Source organism: Micromonospora acroterricola, assembly GCF_003172955.1.
Lineage (GTDB): Bacteria > Actinomycetota > Actinomycetes > Mycobacteriales > Micromonosporaceae > Micromonospora > Micromonospora acroterricola.
In genome coordinates this window covers 17,468-29,746 of sequence record NZ_QGKR01000128.1, presented here as the reverse complement: position 1 = coordinate 29,746, position 12,279 = coordinate 17,468, and the positions used below count along the sequence as shown (strand labels likewise).

Sequence of the window (12,279 nt, the reverse complement as noted above, 5' to 3'; positions counted from 1 at the left end):
GCCCCCAGCAACTGCGCGCCCCGGCGGTCCGGGCCGGCGGTGCCGCCCCGGGCGCGCGCCGCGTCCCCGGCCCGCGACAGCAGCGGGTTGACCCGGTCGCGGTGGCCGGCGACGTCGACCGCGCGCAGCCGTGCCGGATCGCCCCCGGTGAGCGCCGCCGTCTCGGCGCGGGCGCGCTCCAGCTCGACACGCAGCTCGGCCGGCGGGCGCAGCGCCAACGCCTCGGTGAGGTGCCAGAGCAGCTCGTGCAGCGGACGCAGCACGGTGAACGCGGCCGCCATCTTGGGCAGCGTCTCCGGCGCGTCCCGCCAGTCCCGCCCGCCGAAGGTCACCTGGGCGACCTGCTGGCCCGCGCCGAAGCAGTCGAACACCGTGCAGCCGGGGAACCCCCGCTGCCGCAGCTCGGTGTGGATGCCGCAGCGGTGGTCGGGGCGCAGGTTCGGGCAGGCCTGCCCGGCGGGCTTGTCGATGGCGAAGTCCGCCGACGCGGCGAAGGCGGGCACCACGCAGCACAACCCGAAGCAGCGCTCGCAGTCGGCGCGAAGCTGCGCCGGCCCGGGCGGGGGAGCGGGGCTGGGCGACACGCGGAAATCCTCCTGGTGATGCGGCACGGCGACCACCATTGTCCCGCGCCCCACCGACGGGACGGGTCGGGGGTCACCGTCCGTGCGGGTCACCGGCCGCCGTGGAACGGGGTGCGGGGGTACGGGAACCGCCGGACGGCTGCGGCGCCAACCGGCGTACCGCCCGGTCGCCGCCGCCGGGCCCGTACTTCTGGTCGAAGTGCCGGACCACGGTCGCGGCCGGCGTACGGTCGCCGTCGGCCAGCTCGGCCAGCGCGAACACTCCCGGCGCCGCTCCCGGTGCGCGGGGCGGCAACACGGCCCGCACGGTCAGCGGCCGGGCCAGGCGGAACGCATGGCAGTCCACGTAGTGCTGCCCGTCCACCGTCACGTAGGGCACCTGCACCTCGACCACGTCCGAGTCGTCGTGGCGCAGCGTGACCGTCACCGACCAGTACCGCTCCAGGTCCAGGGTGGCCTGCTCGTGCTCCCACAGCTCCTCGAACCGGGCGTGCACGAAGCCGCCCCACGGGCTGTCCATGTCCACCTCGAGCTGGGGCACGTTGAACGACAGCTTCCCGATCGGGAAGAAGGAGATCAGCGCGCGACCGTCCCACTGGTAGAGCTGGATCGACGGGGAGGCGTCGTAGAGCCGGACCTGCAACCGGTGCCGCAGCCGGGGGTCGAGCGTGTCGGAGAAGGCAGCGAGGTGGCGCAGGTTGGTGCAGATCTGCCTCGGCACGTCCACCCGCTGCCGTTCCAACTCCTCGGAGCGCTGCTGCGCGGCCGTGCAGTCCGGGTCGAGCAGGAGCAACTGCACCTGGGACCCGTTGGTGAGCGCCGCGCGGACCGCACCGAGTGTCTCCTCGCGATGCCGCTGCTCCAGCAGGATCGTCCAGGTGTCGAGGATGCGCACCCGGCGGCCGGCGCGGTGCAGCCGCGCCACGAACGCCTGCTGGTCGAAGCTCAGGTGCTCCTGCACCCGCGCCTTTCGCGCCTCCTCGAACAGCGGGTCGAAGATGACGTACGAGATGGCCGCGAGCACGACGCTGGCACCGAGGTTGAGCAGCAGGTCGCTGAGGAAGCCGGTGCTGCGCCAGGCCGCCAGCAGCATCAGGGCGGCGACCCCGAGCAGCGTGCCGCCGACGACGAAGGCGCGCCCTTGCCGGCCGCCCCGACCAGCCCACCCGGGCATCCGGTCCCCCTCCGTCGTCGACCGGCCCCACCGCCGCCCGCTGATCACCGGAATGCGGAGGATACGTGCCCGCTTTGCCGCGCGCTGTCCCGTTCGCGACCGCCGCTTTCACCCGCCGGAGCCATGTCACCGCTCATAGGGTGACGGTAACGGGGGCGGGCGACAGCGGAGGGTCAGGTGCGATGGACGACAGTGAGCGCGAGCAGGCCCTGCTGACCGCCCTGACCACCGAGCACTACGCCTTGGAGACGGCCCGCTCGGGCACGATCGCCGAGGCGACCGGCCGGGCCACCATCTACCTGTCCGTCCTGTCGGCCGCCCTGATCGGTCTCGGCTTCGTGGCCAGCAACGAGAAGCTGGTCCGGCCCTACCTGGGCGCGGTGTTGCCGACCCTCGTGGTCATCGGGGTGCTGACCTTCCTGCGGCTGGTCGAGACGACCGTGGAGAACTCGATGGACCTGTGGCGGATCCAGCGCATCCGCGCCTACTACCACCACCGGTTCGCCAGCCAGCACGACTTCTTCGCCGACGCCGTCCAGGCCGAGGGCACGATGCGGTCGGCCTGGACCCTGGTGGGCATCGAGCGCGGGCGGTGGGAGTTCATGCTCACCACGGCCGCGCTGGTCGGCGCGGTCAACTCGCTGCTGGTCGGGCTCGGGGTCGCCCTGCTGGTGGGCCTGGCCGGGGCCGGGCACGGCCTGGCGATCCCGGTCGGTGTGGTGACCGCGCTGACGGCATTCGCCGCCCAGTTCCTCTACATCCTGCGGACGTCCGCGGCCGAGCAGGACTGACGACGCTCAGACCGAGCGCCAGTCGTTCGACGTCAGGCTGTTGGCCTGCGGGCCCATCAGCAGCATGCCGCCGTCCACCGGCCAGGACGCCCCGGTGACGTAGCTGGCGGCGGGGGAGGCGAGCAGCGCGACCACGGCGGCGACCTCCCGGGCGTCACCGGGCCGTCCCACCGGTACGCCGGGTCGATCCTGGGTGAACGGGTCGACGTCCTCCTGACCGGTCATCGGCGTGGCGATCTCGCCCGGGGCGACCGCGTTGACGGTGATGCCCTCGGGGGCCAACTCCTGGGCCATCACCTTGGTGAGCAGCCCGAGCCCGCCCTTCGCGGCGCAGTACGCCGCCGAGCCGACCCGGGGCGCGTGCTCGTGCACGCTGGTGATGTTGATGATCCGCCCGCCGGCCCCGGCGGCCCGCATCCGCCGGACGGCCCGCTGCCCGCACAGGAACGGCGCCTCCAGGTCGACCGACAGCACCTCCCGCCACTGCTCCCACCCGGTGTCGACGAAGGGCGTCGACGCGCCGGTCCCCGCGTTGTTGACCAGCACCCCGATGCCGCCCAGCCGGTCGGCGAGCGTGTCGATGACCGCCGCCGCCCCGGGCAACCGGGTCAGGTCCACCTCGGCGACCTCGCAGCGTCGCCCGGTGGAGCGGACCTCGGTGGCGGTCCGATCGGCGCCGTCGGGGTCGCCGTACCAGGTGATGCCGATGTCGAAGCCGGCCTCGGCCAGCGCGACGGCGCAGGCCTTGCCGATGCCGGAGTCCGCGCCGGTGACGATCGCGATTCTGGGGTAGTTCTCGTATCGCTGGGGCATGCTTCCGCACTACCCCGACTGCAACGGCCCAACCGGGTGTACCGGTGGGCGCGGCGGGTAGCCGTCCGGCATGGAGCTGGTCCAGGAGTCGCCGTACCGGTTCCGGATCGACCCGGAGGCGCCGATGCGGGTGCCCGGGGTCGTCTTCGCCGTGCCGGAGCTGCTGCCCGACGTCGGTGCGGACCGGTCGTTGGACCAGGTGGCCAACGTCGCCACGCTGCCCGGCATCGTCGACGCGTCGTACGCCATGCCCGACATGCACTGGGGGTACGGCTTCCCGATCGGTGGCGTCGCCGCCACCGACATCGCGGCGGGTGGGGTGGTCTCGCCCGGCGGGGTGGGCTTCGACATCTCCTGCGGGGTACGACTGCTCACCGCCGGGCTGGACCGGTCGGAGCTTCCCCGGGTCCTCGACGCGCTGATGGACGGCCTGGACCCGGCTGTCCCGCGCGGCATGGGCCGGGGCGCGGTCTGGCAGCTCGCCGACCGTGCCGAGCTGGACGCGGTCCTGCGCGGCGGCTCCCGGTACGCGGTCGAGCGCGGGCACGGGGTGCCCCGGGACCTGGCGCGCTGCGAGGACGGTGGCGCGGTGGCCGACGCCGATCCGGCGCAGGTCAGCGAGCGGGCCGTGCAGCGCGGGCAGGGCCAGGTCGGCAGCCTCGGCTCCGGCAACCACTTCCTCGAGGTGCAGGCCGTCGAGGAGGTGTACGACGAGCCGGTCGCGGCGGCGTTCGGGCTGCGCCTCGGGCAGGTCTGCGTCATGATCCACTCTGGGTCCCGGGGGCTGGGCCACCAGATCTGCACGGACCACGTGCGGATCATGGAGCGGGTGATGCCCCGCCACGGCATCGAGGTGCCGGACCGGCAGCTGGCCTGCGCGCCGGTCAACTCGCCGGAGGGACAGGCCTACCTGGGCGCGATGGCCGCCGCGGCGAACTACGCCCGCGCCAACCGGCAACTGCTCACCGAGGCGGCCCGCCGGGTCTTCACCCGGGTCGCCGGCACCGACCTGGATCTGGTGTACGACGTGTCGCACAACCTCGCCAAGATCGAGGAACACGGCAGTGACGGCGACGCCCGACGACTCTGCGTACACCGCAAGGGCGCCACCCGCGCGCTGCCTCCCGGGCACCCGGACCTCCCCGACGACCTGCGCGACGCCGGGCAGCCGGTGCTGATCCCGGGCTCGATGGGCACCTCGTCGTACGTGCTCACCGGCGTCGCCGGCAACCCGGCCTTCGCGTCCACCTGTCACGGCGCCGGCCGTACCCGCAGCCGGGGCGAGGCCACCCGCGCCGTCCGCGGGCAGGACGTGCGGCGCGACCTCGCGGCCCGGGGCGTGGCCGTGCGCGGCGCGTCCCGCAAGGGGTTGGCCGAGGAGATGCCGGAGGCGTACAAGGACGTGTCGGCGGTGGTGGAGGCGGCCCGCGGCGCGGGGCTGTGCCGGCTGGTCGCCCGGCTGACGCCGCTCGGCGTGGTCAAGGGCTGACCGCGCCCGGCTGACCCCTGGTCGGGGCGACCGCCGCGCTCAGACGTCCAGGGTCACCGCGCACGACCAGCGGTCGGCGTCCGGGCCGATGCGCAGCGCGTGCAGCGACACCGCCTTCGGCACCGCGCCGACCAGCTCCACCGCGTCGGTGCTGGTCGACCGCCAGCGCACCCGCAGGCCGCCGTCCCCGGTCGGCCGCACGTCGCAGTCCAGCGGCAGCGTGCCCTCGGTGTCCAGCCGGAAGATCACCTCGTCGAGCAGGCCGACGAGCAGGTCCTCGTCGTCGCCCGGCGGCAGCGAAAAATCGGTGTCCGCCTGCGGCCGGGCGCCGCCGGTGTCGGCGAACGTCTCGACCAGCGCGGTGACCGCCTCGGCGAGGCACCCCTCGCGGTCCGGCGCCCACGCCTCGATCCGTACGTCGGCCGTGTGCGGCACGCTCCGGTGCCCCCGTCGCGTCGAGCGCTGCATGCCCTCGATCATGCCGGTCAGTGGCCCCACCCACCGCCCGGATCCTTTAGGACCACGGCCGACCGACCGACGACGTACCGTCGCCGGATGCGGATCACCCGGTTCACCCACTCCTGCGTTCGCATCGAGCACGACGGCGGCGTGCTGGTCGTCGACCCCGGCACCTGGAGCGAACCGCTCGCCCTGGCCGGCGCGGACGCCGTCCTGGTCACCCACGAGCACACCGACCACGTCGACGTGCTGCGGCTGGCCGGCCTGGGCGTCCCGGTGTACGCCCCCGAGGGCGCCCGGCTGCCCGACCTCGCCCCGCTGCCGGTGACCCGGGTCCGCGCCGGGCAGCGCTTCACCGCCGCGGGAATCCCCGTCACCGCCCACGGCGGCCAGCACGCCGCCATCTTCGACGGTCGACCCGACTGTCCCAACCTCGGCTACCTGATCGGCGACGGGCTCTACCACCCGGGTGACGCGCTGCACGTGCCGGACGAGCCGGTGCACACGCTGCTGGTCCCAGCGCAGGGGTCGTGGCTGCGCCTCGACGAGGCGATCCGGTTCGCCCGGGAGGTGGGCGCCGATCGGGCGTACCCGATTCACGACGCGCAGATCAACGAGCGCGGCCTGTCCAGCGTCGCCGGCTGGTTCGGCGAGACGATCTCCGGCTACCGTCACCTCGTCCCGGGCGACACCGCCTGACCGGCCGAGCGAGTTGAGGCGTCACCGGCGGCCGTCACCCCGTCACCGGCGGGCGTCACCCCGCCACGGCGGGCGTCACCGCGCCGCCGGCGGGCGTCACGTCGAAGCGGGGCGCGGCGGCGGTGAGTACGCCGGCCCGCGTCGGTGCGGACCACCCGTCGGCCAGCTCCGCCACCAGCGCGGCGACCAACCGGGTTACGTCCGCCGCGGCGCCGGGGTGCAGCGCCTCGGCGACGATGAGCACGGACGAGGTGCCCGCCCGCACGGCCGACCAGCCACTCTGCCGGTTCGTCCACCGCCGGGCGTGTGCCCGGCCGGCGGCGTCCACGAAGGTCACCTCGCCCGGGTCGGGGTGCTCGGTGTCGCCGGCGAAGCTCAGGTACTCCTCGTCGCCGTGCGCCGGCCGGACCACCAGGTCGCCGTCGACCCGGTCCAGGTCGAGCACCGCGACCGGGATCGCGTACGCGGCCGAGACGGCGTTGCAGAGGTCGACCAGGGGGTGCAGCCGGGGCAGGTCGCCGTCCAGCCGCAGCCGGCGTAGCAGCGCCTCGGCGGCGCACCGGTAACGGGTGGGCCGCAGCCCCATGGCCGCGTACGCCCGCCGCCACGCCTGGATCTCCGGGAAGCCGCTCTCGGCGCCCCCGGCCAACCGCTCACGGGCGACGGCCAGGTGTTCGGCGGTCCGCTTCGCCACGTCGGCCGTGGCGGTGATCCCGCTGGCCTGGACGACGCCGGCGACGAGGTCGGGGTACGCGGCGCGGAGCTGCGCGGAATGCTCGAACTGCACGGGACTCCCTATCGTTCGGTGAGGGCGAGCGTCACGCCGAGCGCGACGAAGGTGCCGGCGACGGACCGGCGCAGCCAGTCGGTGACCCGTGGCCGGGTCAGCACCCGGTCGCGGACGCGGGCCGCGAAGACGCCGTAGCCGCTGAACACCACGAAGGTGAGCAGCATGAAGACCGCGCCGCAGGCGAGCATGGACCGGGTCGATCCCGGCGCGGTGGTGTCCACGAACTGCGGCAGGAACGCCACGAAGAACAGCGTCGGCTTCGGGTTGAGCAGGTTGACCAGCACCCCGGAGACGATCACCCGGGCCGCCGAGCGGGGTGGCGCGGCGGTGGTCGCCGTGAAGGCGCTGCGGTCCCGCGCGGTCGACCAGGCCAGGTAGAGCAGGTACCCGACGCCGAGGTACCGGACGACCTCGAACGACACCGCGCTGGCCTGCAACAGCGCCGCGAGCCCGGTCAACGCCGCCAGCAGGTGCGGCACTACCCCCAGCGTGCACGCGAACGCGGCCAGCACGCCGGCCCGGGCGCCCCGGGACAGACCGGCGGACAGGGTGAAGAACACCCCGGTGCCCGGGGTGACCACCACGATCAGTGTGGTGACCAGGAACGGGATCGTCACGGTCGTCCTCCGGTGCGCTCGGCGGGGCTGGTCTCGACTCCCACTCTGCTGCCAAGATGGTCCGGTGAGCAGGGCCAAACCGAGGGCACCCGAGAGGTCCATAACGGCCGGCTCGGACTTTCTGCACCTGACCATCACCGACGCGCCGCCCGGCGGGCGCGCCGACTGGTTGGCCGGCCGGCTGCGTCAGGCCATCGCCGACGGGCGGGTGCCGGTCGGCGGCCGGCTGCCCGCCACCCGCGTGCTCGCCGCCGACCTCGGCGTCTCCCGGGGCGTCGTCACCGAGGCGTACCAGCGGCTCACCGAGGAGGGGCACGTCACCGGTCGCGGTCGGGCCGGAACGGTGGTCGTCGCCGCCCCGCCCGCGCCGGCCACACCGGCACCCGCCCCGGCCGCCGCGCCGGTCCCGACCGCGCTCTTCCCACCCGCTCCGGGCAGCGACATCTTCGACGCGGTACGCGCGGCGAGCGCGACCATCGACCTGACACCGGGCGTACCCGATCTGGCCGCCTTCCCCCGCGCGGACTGGCTGCGCGCCGAACGCGCCGTGCTGCGGCACCTCGCCGCGGCCGACCTGGGCTACGGCGACCCGTGTGGCGCGCCCGCGCTGCGTCGTGCCGTCGCCGCCTGGCTCGCCCGCAGCCGCGGCATCGCCGTCGACCCCGGCGAGGTCATCATCGTGGCGGGCGTGTCCCAGGCGCTCGGGCTGCTCGCCCAGGCGCTCGGCCCCACCGGCATCGACCGGATCGCGGTCGAGGACCCCGGCTCGTTGGGCGTACGGCAGCACCTGAACAACTGGCGGGTGGACACCCCGCCGATCGCGGTGGACGACGCCGGGCTGCTGGTCGACGAGCTGGCGGCCAGCGGCGTGCCCGCCGTGATGCTCACCCCGGCGCACCAGTTCCCGACCGGCGTGGTGCTCGACGGCGACCGCCGCCGCCAACTCGTCGAGTGGGCCCGATCCGGCGGTCTGATCATCGAGGACGACTACGACGCCGAGCACCGCTACGACCGGCCCCCGGTGCCGGCGCTGCGCGGCCTGCTGCCCGAGCAGGTCTGCTACGCCGGCAGCGTGTCCAAACTGCTCGCCCCGGCGCTGCGGGTCGGCTGGCTGCTCGTGCCGGCCCGGCACCGGGAGGCGGTGGTGGCCGCCAAGCGCAACGCCGACCTGGGCAACGCGGTGCTGCCGCAACTGGTGCTGGCCGAGCTGATGACGTCCGGCGCGCTCGAACGACAGCTGCGGCTGCTGCGCCGCCGGCACATCCGTCGCCGGGACGCGATGATCGCCGCGCTGACCCGGCACCTGCCCGGCGCGACAGTGCACGGGGCGGCGGCCGGGCTGCACCTGATGATCACACTGGACGGCGACCTGACCGACGGCGACCTGACCGACGGCGACCTGACCGACGGCGACCTGACCGACGGCGAGCTGACCGACGGCGAGCTGGCGGCGGCGACGCTGGCGCGCGGGGTGAAGGTGCAGCCGCTGTCCTGGCACTGCCAGCGGCCGTACCCGCCGGGCCTGGTGCTGGGCTATGCCGCACGTACGGCCACCGAGATCGAGGACGGCGTCGCGACGATCGCCTCCGCCCTCCGCCAGCTCCGCAAGCGGTGATGGGCGAGGGGGACATGCCGGTGTCGTCGGACGTGTCGGTCGCGCTCATACCGTGTGTGGTCTGCGTCACGATAGCGTCGGCGCACGCCGACGCCCCCGCCGGCGCTCCAAGGAGAGCGTCAATGACGACACCGCTGAAAGCCGCCACCGCCCTCGCCGCCGTCCTCCTGCTGCTCCTGACCGGCGCCGCGCCCGCCCGGGCCGCCACTCCGTCCACCAAGCCCCCGGTCTCCGGGTCACTGGCCGCCTACAACGTCTCCGGCGTCTACGTCGCGGGCGTCTCCTCCGGTGGCTACCTGGCCACCCAACTGCACGTCGCCTACTCGTCCCGGATCCGCGGCGCGGCCGTCTTCGCGGCCGGGCCCTACTACTGCGCCCAGAACACCGTCGCCCAGGCGCTCTACGGCTGCGGCGACAACATCTACCCGACCAACGTGGCCGCCCTCCAGACCTACACCCGGACGTGGGCCTCGTACGGCTGGGTCGACCCGGTCGGCAACCTGTCCGGCGACCCGGTGTACGTCTTCCACGGCGGCAACGACACCACCGTGAAGAAGTCCGTCACCGACGACCTGGTTCGCTACTACCAGCACTTCGGGGCCAGCGTGCAGTACGACAGCGGCTCCGCGGCCGGCCACGGCTGGGTCACCCCGTACGGCACCCGGGGGTGCTCGGCGACGGCGTCGCCGTACCTCAACGACTGCGGCGCCGACCCGCAGAACGCCCTGCTGCGCAAGCTGCTCGGCGGGGTGAACGCGCCGAACACCGGCGCGCTCGGCGGGACGCTCATCCGGTTCAGCCAGAACACGTTCGCGGTCAACGGGTGGGCCAACGGGCTGAGCATGGACGCCAACGGCTTCGCCTACGTCCCGTCGTCCTGCGCGGCCGGCCAGTCGTGCCGGCTGCTGGTGGCCCTGCACGGCTGCCTGCAGGGGTACGGCGCGGTGGGCACGGCCTTCGTCGACCGGGCCAACCTGAACCAGTACGCCGACACCAACAACCTGATCGTCCTCTATCCGCAGGCGAGCACCGCCGGCACCAATCCGAACGGCTGCTGGGACTGGTGGGGCTACCTCGGCGCGACCAACTACCCGATCAAGGGCGGCGCCCAGGTGGAGACGATCATGAACATGGTCCGCCGGCTGGACGGCTGAGCGCAGGGGCTGACCCGGGCGGACCCGCCCGGGTCAGCCCAGGAACAGGCGGACCAGGACCAGGACGGCGAGCAGCGCCGGCCCGCGCCCGCCCTGGCGCAGCAGGTCGACCGGGATCATCCCGAAGGGTGTGTTAACCGTCGCCCCGCCGTAGTCGATCGGCGGTCGGGTGCCGGACCGCCAGGCGGCGGCCACCACCCCGAGCGCCAGCGCCGGCCCGAGCCAGGGCGGCCCACCGTCGACCGTCGGCATGGTCAGGAGCCACCACAGCCCGGCGCCGAACGCCGGCACGACCACGTGGATCCCGCGCAGCGCCGCGTCACTGCCGCCGAGCGCGCGACGCAACCCGGGCGACCGGCTGACCGACCGCAGGCCGCCGGTCAGCCGGTCGGTGGCGAGGTAGGCGAACACCACCTGCGCGGCGCCGGCCAGCCCGGGCAGGGCGAGCGCGGCGGCGTACTGGACGAGGATCAGCGCGGTCCAGATCAGCAGGGCGCTGGGGTGGCGGCGGAGCCGGCGCACGTCGGCCTGGAGGAACGCCCACCAGCCGGGGCCGGCCAGGAACCGGCGGCTGCGCACCCGGCCGATCTGGCGCCAGCGGCGGCTCTCCACCAGGCCGGCGAGCAGACTCGGGTCGAGCAGGATCGTGGCCGTGGCGGCGGCGTTGGCGAACTGCGCGCCGGTGGTCAGCGTGGCCCGGTCCACCCGGGGCAGCGCGCGTACCGCCAGAACGGTGGCGGCGATCGCGAGGGGCACCCCGACGGCGACCAGCGCGGCGGCCGGCGACGCCGCCGGCCGGGGCAGCCCGTCGCCGAGGCTGTCGACGAGCACCACCAGGCCCGTGATGACCGCGGCCGTCAGCATCGGCGCCACCCCGGCCAGGGTCGGCCACCGCCGGCCCGGCCGGCTGCCCTGGGCGACGACGCTGGACGCCAGCGCGGTCGCACCCCAGCCCGCGCCCGCCGCCGCCGCCCAGCCCAGGGCGGCCAGGTCGGTGACGCCGCTCAGCGCCGCCACGCCCACACCGACCAGCGCGGTGCCGGCCGTCGCGCCCGTCAGCAGGAGGGCGAGGCGTGGCGCCAACCAGGCCCGCCGGTCGACCGGGGCGCTGGTCACCCAGCTCTGCGTCGCCGGGGTGACCAGCAGCGGGCCGAGCGCGCGCAGGCCGCGCCAGGCGAGCCCGGCGGCGGCCAGCAGAGCGGCGACCGCCAGCCACCACCGCACCCCCGGATCGGCCCGCCCCACGGTGGGCGAATCCAGCATGTCGCGGCTGGCGCTGATCGCGAACCAGCCGTACATGCCCACGAAGAGGACCATGACGTACGCGTCACCGAGCACGTCGCCGAGGGAGTGGTCGTGGTGCCGGCGGCGGGCCAGGCGCAGGCGCGTACGCACCTGCCGGGCGGTGGGCACCCGGGCCGGCGCGTCGGCGACCGTGGCCGGCGGCGCCGTCACCGGCCGATCTCGATCCGCTCGTCGACCACCGCGTCGATCAGCTCCGGGTCGTGCGAGGCCAGCAGCACGGCGGTGCCCGCCTCCCGCTCCCGCCGCAGCCGGTCGGCCAGCCACTGCCGGCCGCGTACGTCCAGCCGCTGCTCCGGCTCGTCCAGGATCAGCACCTTGCGCGGCCGGACGAAGCAGGACGCCAACGCCAGCCGGCGGCGCTGCCCGCTGGACAGGGTCACCGGCAGCTGGTCGCGGGCCGGTTCCAGGCCCAGCTCGGCGAGGACCTCCTCGACCGGCTCGGCGTTGCCCCCGTGCGCGTACGCGACCAGCTCCAGGTGCTCGACCACGGACAGGTCGGGGAAGAAGTCGATGTCGTCCAGCGCGGCCGCCACCAGCGCCCGCACCCGGGGATCGGTCTCGTCGGCCCGGCGACCCTGCACCAGCACCTCGCCCGAGTCCGGCCGGTCGGCGCCGACGACGCAGCGCAGCAGGGTGGTCTTGCCGCTGCCGTTGGGGCCCAGCACCACCGCGATCCGGCCCGCCTGGAGCGTGAAGCTCACGTCGTCGAGCACGACCAGGTTGCCGAAGTTGCGGCCAAGTCCCCGCACCGAGAGCGCATCCACGGTCACACACTCTCCCAGACCCCCG

Annotated in this window: 12 protein-coding genes and 1 pseudogene; 5 read left to right on the top strand and 8 right to left on the bottom strand. The window is 74.6% G+C overall.

Annotated elements, in window-relative coordinates; genetic code table 11:
- Positions 1-611, bottom strand: a pseudogene (locus tag DKT68_RS05100) (pentapeptide repeat-containing protein); the annotation flags it as partial.
- Positions 612-657: 46 nt separating this feature from the next.
- Positions 658-1,758, bottom strand: coding sequence for a DUF5919 domain-containing protein (locus tag DKT68_RS05095; protein WP_109816262.1), 1,101 nt, complete (start codon positions 1,756-1,758; stop codon positions 658-660).
- Positions 1,759-1,940: 182 nt separating this feature from the next.
- Here DKT68_RS05095 and DKT68_RS05090 point away from each other — a divergent pair, with 182 nt between their 5' ends.
- Positions 1,941-2,549 (top strand): hypothetical protein, encoded by a 609-nt coding sequence (locus tag DKT68_RS05090; protein WP_109816261.1) that lies wholly within the window; start codon positions 1,941-1,943, stop codon positions 2,547-2,549.
- A gap of 6 nt (positions 2,550-2,555) precedes the next feature.
- Here DKT68_RS05090 and DKT68_RS05085 read toward each other — a convergent pair whose 3' ends face one another.
- Positions 2,556-3,362, bottom strand: coding sequence for an SDR family oxidoreductase (locus DKT68_RS05085; protein ID WP_109816260.1), 807 nt, complete (start codon positions 3,360-3,362; stop codon positions 2,556-2,558).
- A gap of 70 nt (positions 3,363-3,432) precedes the next feature.
- On the opposite strand from DKT68_RS05085, the gene DKT68_RS05080 reads away from it, so the two are divergent.
- Complete coding sequence (locus DKT68_RS05080; RefSeq protein WP_109816259.1) at positions 3,433-4,851, top strand: RtcB family protein; 1,419 nt, start codon at positions 3,433-3,435, stop codon at positions 4,849-4,851.
- Positions 4,852-4,890: 39 nt separating this feature from the next.
- Here the strand turns inward: DKT68_RS05080 and DKT68_RS05075 are convergent, their stop codons facing one another.
- A complete protein-coding gene (locus DKT68_RS05075) occupies positions 4,891-5,331 on the bottom strand; it encodes an archease (RefSeq protein ID WP_109816258.1) in 441 nt (146 codons plus the stop codon).
- A 75-nt stretch (positions 5,332-5,406) separates the two neighbouring features.
- Between DKT68_RS05075 and DKT68_RS05070 the strand changes: the two genes are divergently transcribed.
- On the top strand, positions 5,407-6,009 hold the full coding sequence (locus tag DKT68_RS05070) for an MBL fold metallo-hydrolase (RefSeq protein WP_109816257.1): 603 nt from the start codon (positions 5,407-5,409) through the stop codon (positions 6,007-6,009).
- A gap of 55 nt (positions 6,010-6,064) precedes the next feature.
- Here the strand turns inward: DKT68_RS05070 and DKT68_RS05065 are convergent, their stop codons facing one another.
- Together DKT68_RS05065 and DKT68_RS05060 are read right to left on the bottom strand one after the other, a co-directional pair.
- Entirely contained in the window at positions 6,065-6,796 is a 732-nt protein-coding gene (locus DKT68_RS05065) for a B3/B4 domain-containing protein (protein ID WP_109816256.1), read from the bottom strand.
- An 8-nt stretch (positions 6,797-6,804) separates the two neighbouring features.
- Positions 6,805-7,416 carry a LysE family translocator gene (locus DKT68_RS05060; protein WP_109816255.1) on the bottom strand — a complete coding sequence of 204 codons (612 nt, stop codon included), beginning with the start codon at positions 7,414-7,416 and terminating at the stop codon, positions 6,805-6,807.
- A 64-nt stretch (positions 7,417-7,480) separates the two neighbouring features.
- On the opposite strand from DKT68_RS05060, the gene pdxR reads away from it, so the two are divergent.
- Positions 7,481-9,031 (top strand): MocR-like pyridoxine biosynthesis transcription factor PdxR, encoded by a 1,551-nt coding sequence (pdxR, locus tag DKT68_RS05055; RefSeq protein ID WP_201748902.1) that lies wholly within the window; start codon positions 7,481-7,483, stop codon positions 9,029-9,031.
- A gap of 122 nt (positions 9,032-9,153) precedes the next feature.
- Positions 9,154-10,185: an extracellular catalytic domain type 2 short-chain-length polyhydroxyalkanoate depolymerase gene (locus DKT68_RS05050; RefSeq protein ID WP_109816254.1), complete on the top strand. Its 1,032-nt coding sequence runs from the start codon at positions 9,154-9,156 to the stop codon at positions 10,183-10,185.
- 33 nt (positions 10,186-10,218) lie between these two features.
- On the opposite strand, the gene DKT68_RS05045 is transcribed toward DKT68_RS05050, so the two are convergent.
- Positions 10,219-11,640 (bottom strand): DUF6297 family protein, encoded by a 1,422-nt coding sequence (locus DKT68_RS05045; protein ID WP_109816253.1) that lies wholly within the window; start codon positions 11,638-11,640, stop codon positions 10,219-10,221.
- A complete protein-coding gene (locus tag DKT68_RS05040; RefSeq protein WP_109816252.1) occupies positions 11,637-12,260 on the bottom strand; it encodes an ABC transporter ATP-binding protein in 624 nt (207 codons plus the stop codon). Before DKT68_RS05040 ends, DKT68_RS05045 begins: the two co-directional genes overlap by 4 nt.
- Between the last annotated feature and the right edge of the window lie 19 nt (positions 12,261-12,279).

Bases quoted from the DNA above. Each gene is read 5' to 3' on its own strand.
- DKT68_RS05085 (WP_109816260.1), bottom strand. From the start codon at position 3,362: ATGCCCCAGCGATACGAGAACTACCCCAGAATCGCGATCGTCACCGGC.
- DKT68_RS05070 (WP_109816257.1), top strand. From the start codon at position 5,407: ATGCGGATCACCCGGTTCACCCACTCCTGCGTTCGCATCGAGCACGAC.
- DKT68_RS05080 (WP_109816259.1), top strand. From the start codon at position 3,433: ATGGAGCTGGTCCAGGAGTCGCCGTACCGGTTCCGGATCGACCCGGAG.
- DKT68_RS05075 (WP_109816258.1), bottom strand. From the start codon at position 5,331: ATGATCGAGGGCATGCAGCGCTCGACGCGACGGGGGCACCGGAGCGTG.
- DKT68_RS05095 (WP_109816262.1), bottom strand. From the start codon at position 1,758: ATGCCCGGGTGGGCTGGTCGGGGCGGCCGGCAAGGGCGCGCCTTCGTC.
- DKT68_RS05050 (WP_109816254.1), top strand. From the start codon at position 9,154: ATGACGACACCGCTGAAAGCCGCCACCGCCCTCGCCGCCGTCCTCCTG.
- DKT68_RS05090 (WP_109816261.1), top strand. From the start codon at position 1,941: ATGGACGACAGTGAGCGCGAGCAGGCCCTGCTGACCGCCCTGACCACC.